We start from the raw sequence: 21,556 nt of genomic DNA, 5'->3' as shown, positions 1-21,556 counted from the left end.
TCATGTCGTACGGTTAACGCTTTCGCAGCACCCGCGCGTTTAACAGCGCGCACAGCGCCATAATCACGCAAGTCGCCAGAAACACCGGACGCATGCCAAATGCGCCGCCAATAAAACCGCCGAACAGCGGACCCGAAACCTGGCCGACATACTGCGCCGAGGTGGAATAACCGAGCATTTTACCCACCTGCGATTGCGGCACGCTGTGACGAATCAGCGCCGTCACGCACGGCATCAGGCCACCCAGCGCCATTCCCATCAAAAAGCGTAATACCACCAATTGCCATGCTTCACTAATAAATGCCTGCGGGATCAGCAGCAGCGCGCAGGCAATCAGTCCATACACCAGCACTCGGCCATGCCCGACGCGGTCGGCCAGCCGTCCTAAACGCGGCGCGGAGATAATGCTGCCAAGCGCAGCGGCTGCCATCACCAATCCGGCAGTGACCGTCACCGCGTGATCACCACTGACAAACTGGCCGATATACAGCGTGATAATCGGTTCAATCGACATGTTGGCGAAAATCAGCAGCATGCCCGACAGCCACATCAGGCGCACTACCGGCAAATTCATCGACTGCGCATCATCTGCGGCGCTTTGCGGGGTTTTCCTGCCGGAGGGACGCGGCACCTCTTTCAGCAAAAAGGTGGTCGCCAGAAACGCGAGAAAAATCACCGCGCCGGTCAGCCAGAACGTATGACGAATGCCAATCAGCGGTGGCAACACGCCGCCCAGCAGCGGCCCCACCACGTTGCCCGCCATAATGCCGGACGACAGCACACCCAGCGCCCAGCCGGTTTGCTCTTTTGGCGTTTGCGCCGCCACCAGAATGGTTGATCCCGACGCGTAACCGCCAAGTAAACCCGCCAGCAAGCGCAGCGCCACCAGTTGCCACGGCGCGGTGGCCATACCAATCAGCGACATCGCAATCGCCATGCCGAGGCTGGCGCGGATCAACATCAGTTTGCGGCCATAACGATCGGCCAGCTTACCCCACAGCGGCGCGGTCAGGGCGGCGCTAAGGAAGGTGGCGCCGTAGGCCGCGCCTGACCAGCGCGCAATCGCCGCCGGTTCCTGCACGCCAAGCTGCTGCACGTAGAGCGGCAGAAACGGCAACAGTAGCGTCATCGCCACAATGGTGCTGAACGATCCCAGCACGCAAACAAATAAATTTCGCTTCCAGTGTTGCTGTTCGGGCGCTAACGCGATGGAGGGTTGCTGCATGGTGAAATCCCTGTTTTTGCTTTTTTAGCAGGCTAACAGTGACTCTTTGGAGAAAACAGCCTTGCGCGGATAATTGTCAGGCGGCGCATTATTGTTGCCAGATAACAACAATCACGTCGTGCTGAGCGCGTTGATCAGCGCATCACACAGCAAGGTCACCGGCGATGAGGGCTGTGGCTGCTCTTTTAGCAACAGATAGCTGTGCAGACGGTCCATTTGCCATTCCGGCAACACCTGCTGGATTTCGCCGCGCGCTAAGGCGTCTTGCGTCATATAAGCGGGCAGATACGCGATGCCGGTACCGGCCAGCGCGGCATTCAGCAGCGCCATGCTGTTGTTAGCGCGGAAGCGGCTGTGCACATCCAGCGCCAGCCGCTGTTTATCACGACGAAACGGCAGCGCCGCCGTGTGCGCCGGACCGTGAAACAGCAACAAATCGTGGCGCGTCAGACGGTTAGGGTGATCAATCGGCGCATGTGCCGTCAGATAATCGGGCGTGGCGTACAAGCCCCAATCAATGCTGGCGAGTTCACGATAATTGGCCGCATCAGGCGCACGCGCACGGATGACAATCGCCACATCGGCGCTGGGTTGCGGGTCATCGCGGGTGGTGAGTTCGAGATCGACGTTGATGTGAATATGGCGGCGGATAAAGTCATTGAGCGTTGGCACCACGCACTGACAGCCGTAGGTGATCGGTGCCTGCAAGCGCACATTACCGGCCGGAAGCTGATGCACCTGCTGTACGAAGGCATCGGCGCGATGCATCTCTTCCAGCATACGCACACAGAAGGGATAGTAAGCCTGGCCGAGCTCGGTCAACACCACTTTGCGCGTGGTGCGTTGCAGCAGCTTGATGCCGAGTCGCACTTCTAGCCGGGCCACTTCACGGCTGACGTGCGATTTGGAGACGCCCAGGGTGCGTGCGGCTTCGCTAAAGCTTTGCCGTTCCACCACGCGTGCAAACAGCATCATGGCGGAGAGATTGTCGCGGTTGTCCATGTTCTCTGACGGGCTGGATGAGTGAGAACCGTAGATTAAAAGCTAAGCCTGCAATAATCCATCATCGCACATTCCGTAGCGGCGCGATTTATCGCGCGTATCAATGGCGGCAGCTTGCCCATCCAGATATTGCGCCATAAATTGCGCCGCTACGAAACGCACCCAAGGGAATATCGGTGCCCCTATCTCAACTCGCCATCGCCAGCGGGAATAGCAGACGATCCGGTTCAACGCGACGCTGGCGGCGCAATTGGCCTGGCGTGACGAGAAAATAGTTTTTAAACGTGCGGGTATAAGCCTGCTGGGTATCAAAGCCGTAGCTCATCGCCACCTGCAGAATCGCTTCATCGCTGTTGATCAGCGTCAGCGCGGATTCCGTCAACCGACGCTGGCGAATGTACTCAGCCAGTGAGAAACCGGTGTGTTGACGAAACAGACGTTGCAGATGCCAGCGGGAGTATCCCGAGCGGCGTGCTACTTCATCCAGATGCAGATCGTGTCCTAAGTTGTTCTCTATCCAGTCCAGCAAACTACGGATAAACTCGCGCTGATTCATGGGATTCTCCTGCTTAAACGATTTGTCCAGTGCAGCCACTGTAGCGCGTTAAATTTATCCCTTAATTAGCGGAAAATTAGCGCAGAATTAGCAAGGCGAGAAATCCGGCCCTCCTAAATACTTCAAGATGCGGAAAGGCGGCAAGTGTGAGAATCCCCAAGAGCTTACAAAAGTAAGTGACTGGGGTGAACACACGCAGCCAACGCATCTGCAGCTTGAAGTATGACGGAGGGTAATTCTGCGCTAATTATCTGGCGCTAAACTGCGTTCAGTTAAGTTGGAGGGCATCATGCGTGTGCTGCTGGTAGAAGATGACGAAATGATTGGCGCGAACCTGCAGCAAGCGCTGGAAGCGGCGGGTTGGTCGGTGGATTGGGTACGTGATGGCGTGTTTGCCAGTAATGCCTGGGCGGAAGGCGGTTATACCTGCGTGTTGCTGGATCTCGGCTTGCCGCGTGAAGATGGCCTGCAGGTGCTGCGTCGCGCACGCACGCGCGGCGACATGACGCCGGTGCTGGTGCTCACCGCCCGCGATACCGTGCAGCAACGTATTCAGGGATTGGACAGCGGCGCGGATGACTATTTGCTGAAACCCTTTGATCTGCAAGAGGTACTGGCACGCATGCGAGCTATAACCCGACGTCGCCACGGTGCGGCGGATTCCCTGTTGGGCAGCGGCGATGTGCAGATCGACATCATGACGCGTGAAGTCTTGTACAAAGGCCAACGCGAGCAGCTTACCGCGCGCGAATATGCCCTGCTCTACGCCTTGCTGGAGCGACCGGGCGCCATTCTTTCACGTGAACAGTTAGAAAACCGCATTTACGGCTGGGGCGAAGAAGTCAGCAGCAACGCGGTTGATGTGCTGATTCACGGTATGCGCCGTAAACTGGATAACGAAGTGATTCGCAACGTACGCGGGCTCGGCTGGCGGGTTCCGGCAATATGAAACCTTTCACCTTTATGCGCTCACTGCGTAACAAACTGCTCACCACGCTGGTGATTCTGCATCTGGCCATGATTGGCGGTGTAACCTGGTATTTCTATCATTGCTACGGCGATATGATGGGCACCATGAAGGACGACCAGCTCGCTAAGATTGCCGATGCGTGGGCCACCAGCCAGCGTATGCCCGCCCTGATGCCGATGGTGATGCATGCCGAAAAATTAAAAAGCACCTACATTGTCCAGTTATGGGATACCAATAATAAACTGCGCGCCAGCTCGTGGCCTGATTTACACGCGCCGCTGCAAATGAAAAAAGGCTGGCACGATCTCAAGGTCGGTGACTGCGGAGATGACTGCGAATGGCGCGTATACACGCGTCCCGGCGAGCTGGGCAGTGAGATCGGGAATATTCAGGTCCTGCACAACATCGGCTACATGAAAAGCCTGATGCTAAAACGGGCGCTGTCGGCCATCATTCCGTTGATGCTCATGATGCCGCTCTCACTGCTGGTCATATGGCTGGTGGTGCGTGCCATTACGCGCGATTTACGCGTGGCTTCACGTCATATCGCTGCGCAGGAAACACTGCATCCGCATACGGTTTCTCCCGATGGCTTGCCGGATGAAGTGCTGCCGCTGGTGGCGGCTTACAACGCTTTGCTGGATAAACTGCGCGCGGCCTGGTCATCACAGCGTCAGTTCCTTGAGGATGCGGCGCACGAACTGCGCACGCCGGTCACCGCAGTAACCTTGCAGCTGGAGAACCTGCGGCAACATATTCAACCCGGTGAAGCCAGCCGCCAGTTCGATCAGCTGGAAGCGGGCGTTACGCGTACGCGCCATCTGGTGACGCAGCTACTGAATATCTCACGTCAGGAAGATCAATCGGTGGTCGCCACGGTGGAAAGCATCGAGCTGGACGATCTGCTGAAAGAGAGCATTGAGCAGCTGATGGTGGTGGCGGATAAGCGCGGTATTGATATCGGTTTCAACGGCACGACGCACTATCGTCTGCACGCCAGCCGCTCCGATCTGCGCAGCCTGTTCGATAACCTTATCGGCAATGCGATGCTGCATACACCGGAAGGCAGTCTGGTGGATGTGCTGCTGCATCGCGTCGGCAATCATACCGTGGTGGATATCGTGGATAACGGGCCCGGCATGGCAGAATCCTTTATTGAGCGCGCCTTCGACCGCTTTACTCGTTCGCCGGATGTTCAGGCGCAAGGCAGCGGTTTAGGGTTGTCGATAGTGCGCAGCGTGGCGCAGAAACATCAGATGCAGGTTGCGCTGTCGAACCGCCATGATCCACAAGGTCAGATTGCTGGCCTGCAGGTGCGCGTGACCTTGCCATAACTCACACCGTGCCGTTGCGGCGCAATTTATTGCGCCTTATTGCAGCGAAACGGTGCTCATCAAAAGGGCGCGCGATAAATCGCGCCGCTACATCCTTTTCCCACATCTAACACGTTTCCAGCTGTACGCGACACGTAAACGGTTGCGGGGTTCCGTTCGCCACACGACATTTATGTGATAACGATCACATTTCCAGTGAATCAAACTGCAACACTTTTTGACAAACGTGACCAAAATCTATTTTCTATGCCTCTGTTACAGGCACATTACGCAAACTTGAAAATCTGGCGCTGCAGACCGGATACGACAACACACTGCCCATCCCTGGGATCGATTTCACCCGATCGCGGCGTCAGCCCGGCGATCACAAGCATGTGGTAAAATAATGAAATATAAATCGTTGATAGCAGGCGCTTTATTGGCCAGTGGCTTAACTGGTACAGCACAAGCGGCAGAAAGCGATCCGCAATACGTTTCTGATTGGTGGCATCAGAGCGTTAACGTGGTGGGCAGTTACCACACCCGTTTTGGACCTCAGTTCAATAACGACGTGTACCTCGAATATGAAGCCTTTGCCAAAAAGGATTGGTTCGATTTCTACGGCTACCTCGATCTCACCAACTTCTTCGGCGTGGGCAACAGCAACGCTAACGGCGTGTTCGACCACGGTTCGCCGATGTTCATGGAAATTGAGCCACGTTTCTCTATCGATAAGCTGACCGGCACCGATCTCTCTTTTGGTCCGTTTAAAGAGTGGTATTTCGCCAACAACTACATCTATGACATGGGTCGCAACAGCGATAACCGTCAGAACACCTGGTACATGGGTCTTGGCACCGACATCGATACGCACAGCGATATCGGCCTGTCGCTGAACGTTTACGCTAAATACCAGTGGGAAAACTACGGTGCGGCGAACGAGAACAGCTGGGATGGTTATCGCTTCAAGGTGAAATACTTTGTACCGATTACCGACCTGTGGGGCGGCAAGCTGAGCTACATCGGCTTCACCAACTTCGACTGGGGTTCGGATCTGCGTGACAAGTCAGATCGTTCACGCACCAGCAACTCGATTGCGTCCAGCCACATACTGTCGCTGAACTATGATCACTGGCATGTTTCCACCGTGGCGCGTTACTTCCACAACGGCGGCCAATGGGCTGACGGCCAGGAGCTGAACTTCGGCAAAGGTCCATTTGAAGTGAAATCAACCGGCTGGGGTTACTACCTGGTGGTGGGTTACAACTTCTAATCGAGTAAAACGGTCGCTATTAGAGGATGCGGTTGGTTAAACGGTCGCCATGAGAGTGTGCGATTGGTTAAACGGTCGCCATTAGAGGGTGCGGTTGGTTAAACGGTCGCCATTAATGGCGACCCTACAATGTAGGGTGCGCATTTATGCGCACCGTTTTAAGGTCGGTGAAGAAAGCCAATGCATTTACGCGCACCTTGTCGCAAATCGTACCCTCTTAACTCTGCGGTTTATACGCATTCACCATCCACGGCACGCCGAACTTATCGGTTAGCATGCCAAAGCCATTGGCCCAGAACGTGGGTGCCCAGCTTTTTGTCACTTCACCGCCCGCCGACAACGCATCAAACCAACGCTTCCCTTGCGCTTCATCCGGCGTCGATAAACTCACAGCAAAACCGCCATACGCCGCCTGTGGCGCGCCGTCACTTAGCATAATTTCGCCCTGCCCGATGCGCAGATGGGCATGCATGATCTGCTCCGGCGAAAAGTGCACACCCGAGAGGCAACCTTCATCTTCCACCGGCGTCTCATCCGGCATGTCGCCATAGGTCATCTTAAACAGTAGCTCGCCGTCGGTGGCAGCAAGATAGAAAGCAATCGCCTCTTCACAGCGGCCGCTGTAGAACACATACGGGGTAACTTGCATGGTCTGTACTCCAAAAAGGGAACGCCAGTTGCAAGTGTAGTGTGCATTATTTATACCGTTGCGAGCCGGGCCGCACTCTTACCTTTGCTGACAATAGCGACGGAACAGTTGCGCCATATAGGCGCTCATCGGCGTCAGCGCGGTGTCTTTGCGTTGAATTAAATAGAACGTGGCTTTCGGCAGCGGTTCATCAAGTTCGAGAGAAATTAGCTGGCCGCCGTGCGTGGGGTCTTCAATCACGTCGCGCGAAATAATGCTGACAAAATCGCTCCGCGCCACCAGGCTGGTGCAAGCCATAAAGGTCTCGCAGGTAACGATGATGTTAGGCGCCATACCTCGCTCGCCGAACAGATCGTGCAGCAGCCGATAATAGCTCCCCTGCGGTGTCGGCATCGTCCAGTCGCAATGCTGCAGCTCGGCCAGCGTGCGGGCATGCGCCAGCGGATGCCCTTTGCGCATCACCACCTGGTAATCGCGCTCCATCAGCCGTTCAAAAACTAACTCCTGATCGAGATGATTTTTATCGTAGGTATTGATAGTGAAATCCAGCTCACCCTGGCGCAGCTCATGCACCATCGAAACCAGCTGACCTTCAACAATCCGCACCTTCACCAGCGGATACTCGCGGTGAAACTGATTGATCACCTGCGGCATGACGGTGCGTGCAATGCTGCCGCCCACGCCGATATTAACGCGCCCACCGGCTAATCCCAGCCGCTGCTGAATATCTTCCTGCGCCACCCGCAACTCTTCCAGCACCAGGCTGGCATGCTGAAAAAAGTTATCACCGATATCGGTCAGCGTAACGCCCTGCTGACGCCGCTCAAACAGGCGTGCGCCCAGCGCCAGCTCCAGTTCCTGAATTGCTTTGGTCAGCGCAGGCTGTGAAAGCCCGGACAAACGGCTGGCGGCGCGAATGCTGCCCTGACGCGCCACGTCAACAAACGCGCGCAGCTGATGAAGTTTGAGGTTCGCAGACATAGTTTGGTGATAACCGTTGTTTATCAGTAGCAAGATATTCGCATCTTATGCGCGCTAAAACCAATGTGTAGATTCGGATGAATGCATAAAAAACCAACACAAAGGAAATGCCGATGAAAACCCTGTCTGACCTCGTCAACGCGCGCATCCCGCAGATGCAAACCTGGCGTCGCGATCTGCATCATTTTGCCGAATCGGGCTGGCTGGAGTTCCGTACCGCCACGCTGGTGGCAGAAGAGCTGCATCGTCTTGGTTATCAACTCAAGCTGGGCCGCGAGGTCATCGATGCTGAATCGCGCATGGGGTTGCCCTCTGCTGAGGTGCTGGCGCAGCAGGAAGCGCGCGCGCTGGAGCAAGGCGCATTGCCGCAGTGGATTAAACACTTCTCAGGCGGATTTTGTGGCGTGGTCGCCACGCTAGAGACCGGTCGTCCGGGGCCGGTGATGGGTTTCCGCGTTGATATGGATGCGCTCGATCAAAACGAAAGCCGCGCCGCCGATCATCTGCCAACGCGGGAAGGCTTTGCCTCCTGCAATCCCGGCATGATGCACGCCTGCGGCCACGATGGACACACCACCATCGGCCTGGCGCTGGCGGGTGTGTTGATGGAGATGAAAGCGCAGCTGAGCGGCACCCTCAAAATCATCTTCCAGCCAGCTGAAGAAGGCGTACGCGGCGCCAAAGCCATGGTGGCGGCGGGCGTGGTGGATGATGTCGATCTGTTTACCGCCATCCATCTCGGCACTGGCGTGCCAGCCGGAGAAATCGTCTGCGGCAGCGACAGCTTCCTCGCCACGACCAAGCTGGATGTGAATTTCACCGGCGTTGGCGCACACGCGGGCGGCAAACCGGAAGAGGGCCGCAATGCCCTGCTGGCGGCGGCGCAGGCCACGCTGGCGCTGCACAATCTGCCACAACACAGCGGTGGCGTGGCGCGCGTCAACGTGGGCGTATTACAAGCGGGCACTGGACGCAATGTGGTGCCCGACTGCGCGCTGATGAAGGTGGAAACGCGCGGCGTCAGCAATCAGGTTAACGACGATATCTATCAGCAGGCGCTGCGTGTGATTGCCGGTGCGGCGGCGATGTACGGCGTGGAGTATGACGTCAAGCTGATGGGCGGCGCGCGCAGCTGCACACCGAGCCAGCCATGGGTTGAGTTCATCCACCAGCAGGCCGAAACGCTGGGCATTTTCACCTCGGTGGTCGATACGAAAAAACAGGCGGCGGGTTCCGAAGATGCCACTTACATGCTAGAGCGCGTGCAGCAGCGCGGCGGCCAATCCTCCTATGTGATTTTCGGCTGCGCACTGGCGGCGGGCCATCACAACGCGAAGTTTGATTTCGACGAAGCGATCATGGCGACCGCGGTTTACACGCTGGCGACGCTGGCACTCAATCAAGCACAGTTTGGAGGCCAGCGATGAGCCACAGCGAATTTATCGATCGCTACATCAACCAAAACCAGCCGCGTTTTACCGCCCTGAGCGATGCCATCTGGGACGTGCCGGAAACCCGCTTTGAAGAGACCCAATCCTCCGCACTGCTGGCCGATGCGCTGGAGCAGGAAGGCTTTACCGTTGAGCGCGGCGTCGGCAACATCGACACCGCCTTTGTCGCCAGCATTGGCAGCGGTAAACCGGTGATCGCCCTTCTTGGCGAGTTCGATGCGCTGGCCGGTTTGAGCCAGCAATCGGGTTGCGCCACGCCGCAGCCGCTGGTGGAGAACGGCAACGGTCACGGCTGCGGCCACAATCTGCTCGGCACCGCCGGTTTGGCCGCCGCTTTCGCCATCAAAGCCTGGTGGGCAGAGCACGGCCAGCGCGGCACGCTGCGCTTTTACGGCTGTCCGGGCGAAGAAGGCGGATCCGGCAAAACCTTTATGGTGCGCGAAGGCCTGTTTGACGATGTGGACGCGGCAATCACCTGGCATCCCGAAGGCTTCAGCGGCATGTTTAACCTCAGCACGCTGGCCAATATCCAGGCCGCCTTCCGCTTCAAAGGCGTGGCGGCGCACGCGGCCAACTCACCGCATTTAGGACGCAGTGCGCTGGATGCGGTGACGTTGATGAACACCGGTGCCAACTTCCTGCGCGAGCACATCGTGCAGGAAGCACGGCTGCACTATGCGGTGACCAACGCGGGCGGCGTCTCCCCCAATGTGGTGCAAGCCGATGCCGAAGTGCTGTACCTGATTCGCGCGCCACAGCTCGATCAGGCGCAGGACATTTATCAGCGCGTCATCAACATCGCCAAGGGCGCGGCCCTGATGACCGACACGCAGATGACGGTGCGCTTCGATAAAGCCTGCTCCAATTACGTCCCGAATCGCGCGCTGGAGAGCGTGATGGAGCGCTATTTGCATCAGTTTGGTTTGCCTGACTACAGTGAAGCGGAACAGGCATTTGCCAGCGAGATTCGATCCACGCTCAGCAAAGACGATCTGCGCAACGCGCGCCTCAATGCGGCGCGCACCGGCGGTGAAGCGGGCATCGCCTGGACCGAGGCGCTGGGCGATAAGGTGTTAATGGATGAAGTGGCGCCTTATGCAGTGACACGCGAGATCCTTTATGGCTCAACCGATGTGGGCGATGTGAGTTGGGTGACGCCAACCGCGCAGTGTTTTGCGCCCTGCTTCGCCTTTGGTACGCCGCTGCACACCTGGCAACTGGTGGCGCAGGGCCGCACGTCTATCGCGCACAAAGGCATGTGTCTGGCCGCCAAAGTGATGGCCGCCACCGCGCTGACCTTGCTGCAGGATGACGAGGCGCTGGCGCGTTGCCGCGATGAGTTCCAGCGCGTGCGCCGCGAGCAGGCATACGTTTGTCCGATTCCTGCTGACGTAACACCGTCGAAATTAGCGTCCTAAGCAGTAATAAGCACCATCCGTAGCGGCGCGATTCATCGCGCATTTGAATGGCGACTCCGTGCCCATCCAGATATTGCGCAATAAATTGCGCCGCTACGATATGTACGAGCAGTAAAAACGACCTTAAAACAAAAAAATATAGCCCCCAAGCGGGCATGCAAACATCACAAGACGACTAACGAGGATTGACCTATGGAAGCCACCACGGAGAACCGCAGCCCCGGAAAGCTGTTTAGCTGGATTGAACGCGTTGGCAATAAAGTGCCAAACCCATTTTTACTGTTCGTCTATTTGATTGTGGTGCTGATGGTCGCGACTGCCCTTCTCAGCAGCCTCGATGTGGCGGTGAAAAACCCAGCCAACGGCGAAATGGTGCGGGTGAACAACCTGCTGAGCACGACCGGGATCCAGTGGATCCTGCCCAACATCATCAAAAACTTCAGCGGTTTCACGCCGTTGGGATCGATTCTGGCGCTGGTGATTGGTGCCGGTCTGGCGGAAAAAGTTGGCCTGCTGCAGTCGTTGATGGTGAAAATGGCCTCACGCGTGAGCCGTCGTTACGCCAGCTACATGGTGCTGTTTATTGCTTTCTTCAGCCACATCTCTTCCGATGCCGCGCTGGTGGTGATGCCGCCACTCGGCGCGCTGATCTTCCTCGCAGTGGGACGTCATCCGGTGGCGGGTTTAATGGCGGCGATTGCCGGTGTGGCGTCCGGTTTTACCGCCAACCTGCTGATTGTTACCACCGATGTGCTGCTGTCGGGCATTAGCACCGAAGCCGCCAAAGCGGTGAGCGACACCGTGCACGTTAGTGTTATCGACAACTGGTTCTTTATGGCCAGCTCGGTGATTGTGCTAACCATCGCCGGGGCGCTGCTGACCGATAAGTTTGTCGAGCCGCGCCTGCCCGCGTGGAACGGCGGCAACAACGATCGTCTGCCGCCGCTCACCGCGCTGGAGAATCGCGGCCTGAAAGCCGCCGGTATCGCCGCGCTGATATTTATCGCGTTGCTGGCGCTGCTGGTGGTGCCAGAACACGCGCCACTGCGCAATCCAAAAACCGGCGGCATCATTCCCTCGCCGTTTATTCAGGGCATTGTGCCGATCATCATCCTGTTCTTCTTTGTGGTGGCGATTGCCTATGGCGCGGTAACGAAGCAGATTCGCCGCGCGGATGATATCCCGCAGCTGCTGGTAGATCCGATGAAGAGCATGGCGGGCTTTATTGTGATGGTGTTTCCGCTGTCGCAGTTTGTTGCCTTCTTCAACTGGAGCAACATGGGCAAATTTATGGCCATCGGCCTGACCGATGTGCTGGAGAGCGCGGGCATTAGCGGTGCACCGGCGTTTATGGGCTTGATGTTCCTGTCAGCGTTCCTGTGCATGTTTATCGCCAGCGGATCGGCCATCTGGTCGATTCTCGCGCCGGTGTTTGTGCCGATGTTTATGCTGCTTGGCTTCCATCCGGCGTTTGCGCAGATGATCTTCCGCATCGCCGATTCTGCGGTATTGCCGCTGGCACCAATGTCGCCCTTCCTGCCGCTGTTCCTCGGCTTCCTGCAGCGCTATCAAAAAGATGCACAACTCGGCACTTATTACGTGCTGATCTTCCCCTATCCCTTAGTGTTCTTTAGCACCTGGATTGTGCTGTTGCTGGCATGGTATGCGCTCGGCTTACCGATCGGTCCGGGCGTCTATCCCAGCCTGCACTAACCCTGCGCCACGGATGGCGATCACTTTTCTGTGAACTGCAACGTATGTTGCCAAAATGTCACCGTCCTGCCTCTCGGCAACCCGTACTGAATTTATTATCCTGCTATTCCTTCGCTTGCTAACGGTTAATTATTTTTAAAACCACTCTCAGCCGTCAGCGAGTTTTGCAAACACCGAGGTTTACATAACAATGACAACCATCACGTCGACAGGGATGGCGAACGATCACATGAGCGCGGATCGCCGCACCTTAGCCGGGCGCATAGATGCGCTGCCCTCATCCGCCGGCTTATGGCGTTTTATCACGCTATTGGCGCTGGGCGGCTTCTTTGAGCTCTACGACCTGTTTGAAACTGGCTACATCAGCTCCGGCCTGGTTGCGGCGGGCGTGTTTCATACCGGTTCTGCGGGTGTATTCGGCATCGCCGATCAGGCCGCATTTGCCTCCGCCACTTTCCTCGGTCTGTTTGTCGGCGCCAGCCTGCTGGCACCTTACGCCGACCGCTTTGGCCGCCGCCTCACCTTTATGTGCGCGCTGGCATGGTACGGCGCATTTTCGCTGCTAATGGCGTTCCAGCAGAGCGCGGAGATGATCATCCTGTTCCGCTTCCTGGTGGGGATTGGCCTTGGCGTCGAGCTGGTGACCATCGACACCTATCTTTCCGAATGGGTGCCGGCGCATCTGCGCAGCCGCGCGTTCGCCTACTCGTTCTTTATCCAGTTCCTGTCGGTACCGACGGTGGCACTGATGTCGTGGTGGCTGGTACCGCAAACCATCCTCAGCCTTGAAGGCTGGCGCTGGGTAGTGATTGCCGGTGCGGTCTGCTCGCTGGTGATCTGGCTGATTCGTAAAAACCTGCCGGAATCGGCACGCTGGCTAGCGCAGCAAGGGCGCCATCAGGAAGCGCATCAGGTGCTGAGTGCGATGGAGCAACGCTGTGGTATCTCTTCTCCCCTTCCCCCACTGGTGGGGGAAAGCCGGGATGGGGGACAGCAGGCAGCGAGCCAACCTAAACATGGCCGCTTCAGTGAGATTTGGGCTCCGGCGTATCGCAAGCGCACGCTGATGCTGGTGGTGATGAACTTCTTCCAGGCAATTGGCTTCTTTGGCTTCGGCAACTGGCTGCCGGCGCTGCTGTCGGGCAAAGGCGCTACCGTTACGCACAGCCTGCTGTATGCGTTTTTCATTACGCTGGCCTACCCGCTCGGCTCGCTGATTTGCAGCCGCTACGCCGATAAACTCGAGAACAAATGGCAAATCGTATTTTCATCGCTGATGACGGTAGTGTTCGGCACGCTGTTTGCGTTTATGACGAATCCGGTGCTGATGATCATCTGCGGTTTCCTGATCACCTACAGCAATGCATGGCTAACCTTCAGCTATCACGCTTATCAGACCGAGATTTTCCCAACGCACATTCGCGCCCGCGCGGTGGGCTTCTGCTACTCGTTCAGCCGCCTGTCGACGGTGTTCAGCAGTATTTTGATTGGCATTATTTTGCAGTATGCCGGCAGCCAGGGCGTGATCGCCTTTATCGTGCTGAGCATGTTGATTGTGATGCTGTCGGTGGGAATTTACGGGCCGAAAACCCGGGGGATGGATTTGGAGAATATTTGAGGATCCAGGTGCGCATGAATGCGCACCCTACATGTGCGGTGCGGTTTTGTAGGGTCGGCATTTATGCCGACCGGTTCACAAACCGCACCAACTCACATTTACTGCCCCTCTAACACCTTAATATCCGCACTGCCCTGTTTCGACTGCACGGTTTCGTCTTTACGTAATTCCGCCACATCCTTAGCAGATACGCTCGACTTCACACCATTGCCCCAGCTGCCACGGATAAAGTTCACTACATCCGCCACCTGCTGATCGTTCATGCGCCAGCCGAATGCCGGCATGGTGATCGCCGTTGGTGCGCCTTGCACGCCTGGCAAGGTGCCGCCGACCAACACAATATGAATCAGCGAGGTCGGATCATCCGCCATCACCACCGGATTGCCGCGCAGCGCTGGATAGAAGCGCTGATAACCGCTGCCGTCGGTTTTGTGGCACGCCGCACAGCTATCGACGTAAGTCGATGCGCCTGGCTGGCTGTCGTCACCTTTCCACAACGCTTTCGCGACCGCATCATCCTGCTTAAACACCGCCTGATTTGGATCTTTCGCGCCGAGTGATTTCAGATACTTAGCAATCGCACTGATATCCTCATCGTTCAGATATTGCAGGCTGTGCTGCACCACATCGGTCATGCCACCAAACACGGCGGTGTGATCGTTGCGGCCAAAGCGCAGGAACTGCTTGAGATCGTCTTCACTCCAGCGGCCTAAACCATCGCGGTTGTCGCCACGCAGATTGCTGGCGGTCCAGCCATCAATTGGCGCGCTGCTGCCGGCGAGATAGTTATTGCCCTCGTCGTTGTTAAGCGCTTTTTCCTGCATGGTGATGCTGCGCGGCGTGTGGCAGGCGCCACAGTGACCGAGGCCTTCCACCAGATAGCGACCGCGTGCCAGTTGCGGATCTTCCTGTGCTGCTGGCTGGAACGCTTTTACGTCCGGCGCAAAGATGCCGCGCCAGATCGAAAGCGGCCAACGCATCGACAGCGGCCACGGAATGTCGCTCTCTTTATTGGCCTGCGCCACCGGCTGCACGCCGTGCATGAAGTAGGCATACAGCGCCTTCATGTCGTCATCGCTGACCACCGCGTACGACGGATAGGGCATCGCCGGATAGAGCGTGTCGCCATTTTTCGCTACGCCGTGACGTACCGCTTTCTGGAAGTCATCGTAGCTGTAGTCACCAATACCGGTCGCTTTGTCCGGCGTGATGTTGGTGGAATAAATGGTGCCGATCGGCGTTGCCATTGGCAGTCCACCGGCAAACGGCTGGCCGCCTTGCGCGCTGTGACACGCCACGCAGTCACCCGCACGCGCCAGATACTCACCGCGCTTCACCAACGCGTCCGAACCTGCTTCGTCCGCCACTGCGGCGAACGTCATCGTGCCCAGAAACAGGGCTAAAATGCTTTTGATCATCGCCGTGTTCCTTATGCCTGTACCAGCGGGCCGGGGTTTTTCAGATACTGTTCACGAATCGCTTTGGCTGACCAATAGGTCAACGCGGCGACCATGCCGGTCGGGTTGTAGCCGAGTCCCTGCGGGAACGCCGAAGCGCCTGGCACAAACACGTTAGACACATCCCAGCTCTGCAGATAACGGTTCACTGCGCTGGTTTTCGGGTCTTCACCCATGATCGCCCCGCCGCTCATGTGCGTGGTTTGATACACGGTAGTATCGAAGTGCGAGCCCGGCCCTTTCGCGCCGCCGATGATCATTTTCGGGTTCATCGCTTCGGTGATTTTGCGCATCTTGCCGATCATGAACTGCGCCATCTTGATGTCGTTATCCTGCCAGTCAAAGGTCATACGCAGCAGCGGCTGGCCGTAGGCATCTTTGTAGTTCGGATCGAGATCGAGATAGTTGGCGCGATAAGACTGATGCGCGCCGTGCGCATCCATCGAGATGTGATGGTTGTAGGTATCCGCTACTGCGGCTTTCCACTGGCTGCCCCAGTTTGGCGTGCCTTTCGGCGTCGGCAAACCGGAGATCGGCTTAGTACCGGCCTGATTCACCCAGAATGGCGAACCGCCGACGAAACCGTGCGGGCCGTGATCGAAGTTATCGGCGTTGAAATCATCCACCGCCACACCTGCACCACCAGCACCGATAAACGGGTTGGTGGTGGTGTTTTTATCGAACAGCGCCTTCAGCGTCGAGATGTTCTGGTAGGCAAAGTTACGGCCTACCACACCTTCGTTGGAAATCGGGTTATACGGCTTGCCGATGCCGGACAGCAGCATCAAATGCACGTTGTGGAACTGGAACGCCGACAGGATCACCAGATCCGCCGGCTGCACCACTTCACGGCCCTGACCATCAAGATAGGTCACGCCGGTGGCGCGCTTTTTATCGTCAGTCAGATTAACGCGCAGCACGTAAGCGTTGTTGCGCAGCTCGAACTTTGGCTCCTGACGCAGCGCCGGCAGGATGTTGACGTTCGGCGACGCTTTGGAATACATGTAGCAGGCGTAACCGCTGCAGAAACCGCAGAAGTTGCACGGGCCCATCTGTGCGCCGTAGGTGTTGGTGTACGGGCCAGAGGTGTTGGCAGATGGCATATCATAAGGATGATAACCGACAGATTCCGCCGCCTGCGCGAACAGCTGCGCCGAGTAGGTGCGCTTTTGTGCCGGCAACGGGAAGTCGCTGGAACGGTCTGGCGCGTAGGGGTTGCCGCCCTTCTCTTTGCCCAGCAGCTTGCCTTTGATTGACCAGGCGCTGCCCGAAGTGCCGAACACTTTCTCGGCCTGATCGAAGAACGGTTCCAGTTCGTCATAATTGACGCCGAAATCCTGAATCGTCATGCCTTCCGGGATGAAGTTTTTACCGTAACGCTGCTCGTAGTGGCTGCGCAGGTTGAGTTCTACCGGGTCAACGCGGAAATGCACGCCTGACCAGTGCAGCCCTGCGCCGCCGGTGCCGGTGCCCGGCAGGAATGCCGCCAGCTGACGATACGGCACAGCGGTCTGCGACGCATCGTGACGGATGGTCACGGTGCTTTTCGACAGATCCTGGAACAGCTTTTTGCGGATGTTATAGGTCAGTTCATCAATCGATTGCGGATACGATCCATCCGGATAGGTATCGCGATGCGGACCGCGCTCCAGCGCGACCACATTCAGGCCCGCTTCGGTCAGCTCTTTCGCCATGATGGCGCCCGCCCAGCCGAAACCGACGACTACCGCATCTACTTTTTTCAATTCATTTGCCACGCTTACGTCCTCTCCCCGCGAATATCCACTGACGGGAACGGATAACGTTCACCGCGTTCCACCCAATCCATAAAGTCAGCACGTGCGCCAGGGAAGCCAATTAGCTTCCAGCCCACCATGCCTTGATTGCCGCCGTGGATTGGATCGCTGAAGTAACCTTCACGGGTATTCTGCAGCAGGAAAGAGAAGAAGGTTTTTGCCGGCAGCTGCGGGAACTCAGCGCTACCGCTTTCAAAAGCCGTGAGCAGCGCGTCCTGCTGTTCGCCTGTCAATTCAGCGAACACTTTGCCGTGCTGTTTTTTGCTCCAGCCATCGGCATCGGCAAGGCCGAGACGGTAGATCTGTTGCGGCACCAGCGGCAGCTGATAACCCAACTCTTTAGGCAGATCGGGATTGAACGGGCCTTGCATATACCAGTTGTTACCGGTGGCATACGGCGTGTTCATTTGGCGATCGATAAACTCCGGCACGCCGGCTTCAAGTGCGCCAGGACCGCGTTCATCGCTGGGGATCAGGCGCGCCACGGCCGCAGTGATAAAGGCAAACTCTTCGGCGGTGAACCAGTTTGGCTGGTAGCTGCGCGCCTGTTGTGATGACGAATCTTGCTCTGCTGCCCCGGCGGCCATCGGTGCCACCAGTGCGCCCATCGCCGTACTGCCCACCGCCATTGCCGGCGCCAGGGTGATGGTTCTCAGCAGAAAGTCTCTGCGAGTGTGACCATTTTTTTGTTCTGACATGACATTGCCTCTATCCGCACAAGGCGCGGAATAAACGTTAACTACAAGCCTGGTAATGATTTTTTTGCTGTTACGGGGCAGAAATGTGACTGTTACCGGTAACAATGCGCGTTAGTTTAACACTTCAACATCTAAAGATTTAGCTCACAGATACAAATAAGCACAAATTCATTAACATCATCTTCTGGTACTGATTCGCCTTGTTACTGCAAGAAACGTCTCAAAACAGACAAAGAATGATAAAAGCGTTATAAAATCATTTACTCAACAGCGGAGTGCCTATGTTTAAGTCCTTTTTTCCGCGGCCAACGCTGTTTTTCAGCTCAGCTGCGATTTGGAGTTTGTTAGCAATATTTGCGTGGTTTGGCTATTTCAGTGACTTCCCAGCACGCTGGCCTGCGTTGCAGGCGGCCATGCAGCAGCCCTTACCGACTAATGCCAGCCGTTTCATTCACGCCAGCCAACTGTGGTTTTATGCTTATTACTGGATTGTTGCCGGTATCTTTGGCCTTGCGTGGCGAGTGATCGATAACCATCCGTGGCAGCGCTGGTCGGTGTGGGGAGCCGCATTAATCATCTTTATTACGTGGTTCAGCGTCCAGGTGAGCGTGGCGATTAACGCCTGGTATAATCCGTTTGGCGACATGATTCAGAAAGCGCTGAGCAAAGCGAATGCCGTGACCATTGACGATTTTTACCATCAGCTCACCGCTTTCCTCGGCATTGCGCTGATTGCGGTGGTAATTGGCGTGATGAGTTCGTTCTTTATCAGCCACTGGATATTCCGCTGGCGAACGGCCATGAACAACTACTATATGCACAACTGGCAGCGATTGCGTCACATTGAAGGTGCGGCGCAGCGTGTGCAGGAAGACACCATGCGTTTTGCCAGCACGCTTGAAGATTGGGGCGTTAATTTTATCCAGGCAATTATGACGCTGGTGGCTTTCTTGCCGGTGCTGGTTGCGCTATCGCCCCACGTAAAAGAGGTGCCGATTCTGGGCAACCTGCCTTATGCATTGGTGATTGCTGCGCTGCTGTGGTCGATATTTGGCACCGGTTTGCTGGCGCTGGTAGGCATCAAATTACCGGGGCTGGAGTTCCGTAATCAACGGGTTGAAGCGGCATACCGTAAAGAGCTGGTGTACGGTGAAGATAATGCCGATCGTGCGGCACCACCAACGGTAGCCGAGTTGTTCAGCCGCGTACGCTATAACTATTTCCGCCTCTATTTTCATTACCTGTACTTCAACATCACCCGCATTCTCTATTTGCAGGTCGATAACCTGTTTGGCCTGTTTTTACTATTACCTTCGATCGTTACCGCATCGATTACGTTAGGTTTGATGAACCAGATCAATAACGTGTTTGACCAGGTGCGTTCGTCATTCCAGTATCTCATTACCTCGTGGTCGACACTGGTGGAACTAATGTCGATCTACAAACGTCTGCGCAGTTTCGAGCAGATTCTGAATGATATCCCGCACGACGAGATGATGCGCGAAGCGGCGGAATAAGGTGCGGATGTTGAAACGGTGCGCATGAATGCGTTAACCCATTCTGCGTCCATTGAAACGGTGCGCATGAATGCGTTAACCCATTCTGCGTCCATTGGAACGGTGCGCATGAATGCGCACCCTACATCGTAGGGTCGCCATTAATGGCGACCTGGCTACAGCTTCATCAACGCGCCAACACCGCAAACACCGTCTCAATCGCATACGCGCCGGGATCTTTCACCCCATCCAGACTTTGCTGATTCAGATAGGCCGAGCGTCCCGCTTTGGCGCTCTGCATCTGCGCAGTCGCATCCGCGCCTTGTTGAGCCGCGTCTGCCGCCGCCGCCAGCGACTCACCCGCCACTAGCGCTTCCAGCGCCGGTTGCAGTGCATCCACCAACGTACGATGGCCCGGCTGAGCGCCGCCATAATGCTTCATGCGTTCCAGCCCGTGCATCAGCGCCTGCGGCAGCGCGCGGCCCTCTTCCAACTGCTGACCGGCGCTGGTGAACAGAATCGACATCAATACGCCACTCGATCCGCCCATCACCGTGGCCAGTTGCTCGCCAATCAGTGCCAGTAAGGTGGGCAGCTCATTCAGCGGCAGCTGTTTATCACGCAGGCCGCGCTGAATCTTCTTCGCCCCGGCGGCAAAGGTTGAACCGGTATCGCCGTCGCCCACTTTGGCATCCAACGCGTTCAGCTCACTTTCCAGATCGATCAGCGTCTGCGTGACGTTCTCGATAATCTTTGCCACATCGGCATTTTCTGACGCATCAAAATCCAGCACGCTACCGATTTTCTCGGCACGTTGCAGGCTGATCGGCGCAAAGTCATACACCGGCACCCAACCCAGCACCTGAACCGGCGCGTTTAATGCGGCCAGAAACGGCTCTTCCAGTGCCAGCAGCGAGAGCGAGAAACCTTTCATATCCAGCGCGCTGACCAGCGTCGCCGGGCCAATCAGATGCGTGATGCGCGCCGCCAGCGGCGACTGCAAGACTTCGCGCGTTAACAGCGCCAGCTCCAGCTGCGAGAAGCCGCCCAGATTGTTGATCAACAACAGCGCCTGCTTGCCGTCGGGCAGCGCCTGCGCCAGTTTGTCGGACATGATGCTGGTGATTTGGCGGCTGTTTTGCGTATCAAGCGTCACCACGCCCGGTTCGCCATGAATGCCCATGCCAAGTTCGCTGTGCCCCGGCTCGACGCGTTCATCACGTTTTTCGCCTGGCACATGACAGGTGCCAAAAGCCAAACCTATTGACGATGTGGCATCAATCGCGCGCTGTGCCAGCGCTTTCACTTCATCCAGCGATTGTCCCTGCTCTGCCGCAAAGCCAGCGATTTTGTGTACCAGCACGGTTCCGGCAATGCCGCGCGGCTGCGGGTTTTCTGGCAGCGCGATATCATCCTGCACCATCACCAACTCAACCTTGTAGCCCAGGTTTTTGGCTTTCTCGGCCGCCAGACCAAAGTTGAGGCGGTCGCCGGTGTAGTTTTTCACAATCAGCAGGCAACCGGCGTCGCCGGTGACGTTCACAATGGCATTCAGCACCGCATCGACACTTGGCGAAGCAAAAATATCGCCGCACACTGCGGCCGTCAGCATGCCCTTCCCGACAAATCCGGCATGGGCCGGTTCATGACCGGAACCGCCACCCGAGATCAGCGCCACTTTGCTCTTATCCCAGTCCGAACGCACCACCACCCGAATCTCATCACCGAGATCGAGGCGACTGAGGTTATGCCACGGCGTACTGAGTAAAATCCCTTCGATGGCCTGGTTCACCAGATCGTTTTTTTCGTGCATAAAAAACTGGCTCATAGCGTCCTCTCTTATGGTGTTGTTGCTCTACAAGGTAGCGTATGTGCGGGGAAAATTGGCTGTGCGAAGTGCGGAAATGCAGAGGGCGGCACAAGCCGCCCACTAATTCAGA

Annotated in this window: 17 protein-coding genes; 8 read left to right on the top strand and 9 right to left on the bottom strand. The window is 56.7% G+C overall.

The annotated features are described in order from the left end of the window. Nucleotides 1-13: 13 nt before the first annotated feature. From ACRQ84_RS17195 to ACRQ84_RS17185, 3 genes are all read right to left on the bottom strand, one after another. A complete protein-coding gene (locus tag ACRQ84_RS17195) occupies nt 14-1,225 on the bottom strand; it encodes an MFS transporter (protein ID WP_483816676.1) in 1,212 nt (403 codons plus the stop codon). 111 nt (nt 1,226-1,336) lie between these two features. After that, nucleotides 1,337-2,227, bottom strand: coding sequence for a LysR family transcriptional regulator (locus tag ACRQ84_RS17190; protein ID WP_064737856.1), 891 nt, complete (start codon nt 2,225-2,227; stop codon nt 1,337-1,339). Between the two features lie 187 nt (nt 2,228-2,414). After that, nucleotides 2,415-2,783: a helix-turn-helix domain-containing protein gene (locus tag ACRQ84_RS17185; protein ID WP_007888509.1), complete on the bottom strand. Its 369-nt coding sequence runs from the start codon at nt 2,781-2,783 to the stop codon at nt 2,415-2,417. 289 nt (nt 2,784-3,072) lie between these two features. Here ACRQ84_RS17185 and ACRQ84_RS17180 point away from each other — a divergent pair, with 289 nt between their 5' ends. The 3 genes from ACRQ84_RS17180 to ACRQ84_RS17170 all read left to right on the top strand — a co-directional run bounded on the left by ACRQ84_RS17180 (nt 3,073) and on the right by ACRQ84_RS17170 (nt 6,339). Beyond that, complete coding sequence (locus ACRQ84_RS17180) at nt 3,073-3,732, top strand: response regulator (protein ID WP_007888511.1); 660 nt, start codon at nt 3,073-3,075, stop codon at nt 3,730-3,732. Then, entirely contained in the window at nt 3,729-5,087 is a 1,359-nt protein-coding gene (locus ACRQ84_RS17175) for a sensor histidine kinase (RefSeq protein ID WP_064737857.1), read from the top strand. The genes ACRQ84_RS17180 and ACRQ84_RS17175 overlap by 4 nt, the downstream gene beginning before the upstream one ends. A gap of 385 nt (nt 5,088-5,472) precedes the next feature. Beyond that, nucleotides 5,473-6,339 (top strand): nucleoside-specific channel-forming protein Tsx, encoded by an 867-nt coding sequence (locus ACRQ84_RS17170; RefSeq protein WP_064737858.1) that lies wholly within the window; start codon nt 5,473-5,475, stop codon nt 6,337-6,339. A 217-nt stretch (nt 6,340-6,556) separates the two neighbouring features. On the opposite strand, the gene yjdN is transcribed toward ACRQ84_RS17170, so the two are convergent. After that, a complete protein-coding gene (gene yjdN / locus ACRQ84_RS17165; RefSeq protein WP_483816675.1) occupies nt 6,557-6,988 on the bottom strand; it encodes a VOC family metalloprotein YjdN in 432 nt (143 codons plus the stop codon). Between the two features lie 78 nt (nt 6,989-7,066). After that, nucleotides 7,067-7,969, bottom strand: coding sequence for a LysR family transcriptional regulator (locus ACRQ84_RS17160; protein WP_064737860.1), 903 nt, complete (start codon nt 7,967-7,969; stop codon nt 7,067-7,069). 113 nt (nt 7,970-8,082) lie between these two features. Between ACRQ84_RS17160 and ACRQ84_RS17155 the strand changes: the two genes are divergently transcribed. The 4 genes from ACRQ84_RS17155 (at nt 8,083) to ACRQ84_RS17140 (ending at nt 14,169) form a co-directional block, all read left to right on the top strand. Further along, nucleotides 8,083-9,396 carry an amidohydrolase gene (locus ACRQ84_RS17155; RefSeq protein WP_064737861.1) on the top strand — a complete coding sequence of 438 codons (1,314 nt, stop codon included), beginning with the start codon at nt 8,083-8,085 and terminating at the stop codon, nt 9,394-9,396. Further along, on the top strand, nt 9,393-10,838 hold the full coding sequence (locus ACRQ84_RS17150; protein WP_483816674.1) for a M20 family metallopeptidase: 1,446 nt from the start codon (nt 9,393-9,395) through the stop codon (nt 10,836-10,838). The genes ACRQ84_RS17155 and ACRQ84_RS17150 overlap by 4 nt, the downstream gene beginning before the upstream one ends. Nucleotides 10,839-11,030: 192 nt before the next feature. Further along, complete coding sequence (gene abgT, locus ACRQ84_RS17145) at nt 11,031-12,551, top strand: p-aminobenzoyl-glutamate transporter (RefSeq protein WP_483816673.1); 1,521 nt, start codon at nt 11,031-11,033, stop codon at nt 12,549-12,551. 190 nt (nt 12,552-12,741) lie between these two features. Next, nucleotides 12,742-14,169 carry an MFS transporter gene (locus tag ACRQ84_RS17140; RefSeq protein WP_483816672.1) on the top strand — a complete coding sequence of 476 codons (1,428 nt, stop codon included), beginning with the start codon at nt 12,742-12,744 and terminating at the stop codon, nt 14,167-14,169. Nucleotides 14,170-14,267: 98 nt separating this feature from the next. Here ACRQ84_RS17140 and ACRQ84_RS17135 read toward each other — a convergent pair whose 3' ends face one another. From ACRQ84_RS17135 to ACRQ84_RS17125, 3 genes are read right to left on the bottom strand one after another with little or no spacing between them, the layout of a single operon-like run. Continuing rightward, nucleotides 14,268-15,587 carry a c-type cytochrome gene (locus tag ACRQ84_RS17135; protein WP_064737865.1) on the bottom strand — a complete coding sequence of 440 codons (1,320 nt, stop codon included), beginning with the start codon at nt 15,585-15,587 and terminating at the stop codon, nt 14,268-14,270. Between the two features lie 11 nt (nt 15,588-15,598). Continuing rightward, complete coding sequence (locus tag ACRQ84_RS17130; protein WP_064737866.1) at nt 15,599-17,383, bottom strand: GMC family oxidoreductase; 1,785 nt, start codon at nt 17,381-17,383, stop codon at nt 15,599-15,601. A 2-nt stretch (nt 17,384-17,385) separates the two neighbouring features. Then, complete coding sequence (locus ACRQ84_RS17125; RefSeq protein WP_064737867.1) at nt 17,386-18,120, bottom strand: gluconate 2-dehydrogenase subunit 3 family protein; 735 nt, start codon at nt 18,118-18,120, stop codon at nt 17,386-17,388. 281 nt (nt 18,121-18,401) lie between these two features. Between ACRQ84_RS17125 and sbmA the strand changes: the two genes are divergently transcribed. Beyond that, nucleotides 18,402-19,637: a peptide antibiotic transporter SbmA gene (gene sbmA, locus ACRQ84_RS17120; protein ID WP_483816671.1), complete on the top strand. Its 1,236-nt coding sequence runs from the start codon at nt 18,402-18,404 to the stop codon at nt 19,635-19,637. Between the two features lie 166 nt (nt 19,638-19,803). Here sbmA and ACRQ84_RS17115 read toward each other — a convergent pair whose 3' ends face one another. Beyond that, nucleotides 19,804-21,444 carry a dihydroxyacetone kinase subunit DhaK gene (locus ACRQ84_RS17115; protein ID WP_483816670.1) on the bottom strand — a complete coding sequence of 547 codons (1,641 nt, stop codon included), beginning with the start codon at nt 21,442-21,444 and terminating at the stop codon, nt 19,804-19,806. Nucleotides 21,445-21,556 lie beyond the last annotated feature (112 nt).

The sequence above is a fragment of the Pantoea sp. E2023-21 genome, assembly GCF_051302795.1.
In the GTDB taxonomy this organism is placed as follows: Bacteria; Pseudomonadota; Gammaproteobacteria; order Enterobacterales; family Enterobacteriaceae; genus Pantoea; species Pantoea ludwigii_A.
The sequence above is the reverse complement of the archived record's forward strand: the minus strand, read 5'-3'. Positions and strand labels throughout refer to the sequence as shown.

Excerpts from the sequence above, each read along its gene's own strand:
- ACRQ84_RS17195 (WP_483816676.1), bottom strand. The coding sequence starts at position 1,225 with ATGCAGCAACCCTCCATCGCGTTAGCGCCCGAACAGCAACACTGGAAG.
- ACRQ84_RS17190 (WP_064737856.1), bottom strand. The coding sequence starts at position 2,227 with ATGGACAACCGCGACAATCTCTCCGCCATGATGCTGTTTGCACGCGTG.
- ACRQ84_RS17185 (WP_007888509.1), bottom strand. The coding sequence starts at position 2,783 with ATGAATCAGCGCGAGTTTATCCGTAGTTTGCTGGACTGGATAGAGAAC.
- ACRQ84_RS17180 (WP_007888511.1), top strand. The coding sequence starts at position 3,073 with ATGCGTGTGCTGCTGGTAGAAGATGACGAAATGATTGGCGCGAACCTG.
- ACRQ84_RS17175 (WP_064737857.1), top strand. The coding sequence starts at position 3,729 with ATGAAACCTTTCACCTTTATGCGCTCACTGCGTAACAAACTGCTCACC.
- ACRQ84_RS17170 (WP_064737858.1), top strand. The coding sequence starts at position 5,473 with ATGAAATATAAATCGTTGATAGCAGGCGCTTTATTGGCCAGTGGCTTA.
- yjdN (WP_483816675.1), bottom strand. The coding sequence starts at position 6,988 with ATGCAAGTTACCCCGTATGTGTTCTACAGCGGCCGCTGTGAAGAGGCG.
- ACRQ84_RS17160 (WP_064737860.1), bottom strand. The coding sequence starts at position 7,969 with ATGTCTGCGAACCTCAAACTTCATCAGCTGCGCGCGTTTGTTGACGTG.
- ACRQ84_RS17155 (WP_064737861.1), top strand. The coding sequence starts at position 8,083 with ATGAAAACCCTGTCTGACCTCGTCAACGCGCGCATCCCGCAGATGCAA.
- ACRQ84_RS17150 (WP_483816674.1), top strand. The coding sequence starts at position 9,393 with ATGAGCCACAGCGAATTTATCGATCGCTACATCAACCAAAACCAGCCG.
- abgT (WP_483816673.1), top strand. The coding sequence starts at position 11,031 with ATGGAAGCCACCACGGAGAACCGCAGCCCCGGAAAGCTGTTTAGCTGG.
- ACRQ84_RS17140 (WP_483816672.1), top strand. The coding sequence starts at position 12,742 with ATGACAACCATCACGTCGACAGGGATGGCGAACGATCACATGAGCGCG.
- ACRQ84_RS17135 (WP_064737865.1), bottom strand. The coding sequence starts at position 15,587 with ATGATCAAAAGCATTTTAGCCCTGTTTCTGGGCACGATGACGTTCGCC.
- ACRQ84_RS17125 (WP_064737867.1), bottom strand. The coding sequence starts at position 18,120 with ATGTCAGAACAAAAAAATGGTCACACTCGCAGAGACTTTCTGCTGAGA.
- sbmA (WP_483816671.1), top strand. The coding sequence starts at position 18,402 with ATGTTTAAGTCCTTTTTTCCGCGGCCAACGCTGTTTTTCAGCTCAGCT.
- ACRQ84_RS17115 (WP_483816670.1), bottom strand. The coding sequence starts at position 21,444 with ATGAGCCAGTTTTTTATGCACGAAAAAAACGATCTGGTGAACCAGGCC.